Origin of the sequence: Streptomyces beijiangensis (assembly GCF_017315755.1) — a bacterium.
Lineage (GTDB): Bacteria > Actinomycetota > Actinomycetes > Streptomycetales > Streptomycetaceae > Streptomyces > Streptomyces beijiangensis.
In genome coordinates this window covers 1-300 of the sequence record NZ_JAFLRJ010001425.1, presented here as the reverse complement: position 1 = coordinate 300, position 300 = coordinate 1, and the positions used below count along the sequence as shown (strand labels likewise).

1 protein-coding gene is annotated in these 300 nt (G+C 66.7%); it reads left to right on the top strand.

Annotated elements, in window-relative coordinates; genetic code table 11:
- Nucleotides 1-38: 38 nt before the first annotated feature.
- The coding region (locus J0695_RS42115) for a GntR family transcriptional regulator (RefSeq protein ID WP_206970076.1) at nt 39-300 on the top strand (262 nt) is incomplete at its 3' end.

The following is a 300-nucleotide window of genomic DNA, read 5'->3' as shown; positions in this document are numbered from 1 at the left end:
TCTAAGGTGGCCGAAACCGAAACAGGGGAGGGGCGCTCATGCGCGCGAGCGGAGCTGTCACGCGCAGTACGCTGCGGCAGCAGATCGCGGACGCGCTGCGTGACGAGGTGCTTGCGGGGCGTCTTCAGCCGGGACGGGAGTTCACCGTCAAACAGATCGCCGAGCAGTACGGCGTCTCCGCGACGCCTGTCCGCGAAGCGCTGTTCGATCTCTCCGCGCAGGGCCTGCTCGAATCCGATCAGCACCGCGGATTCAGGGTGTACCAGTTCACCGTCGCGGACTACCGGGCGATGGTGGAGG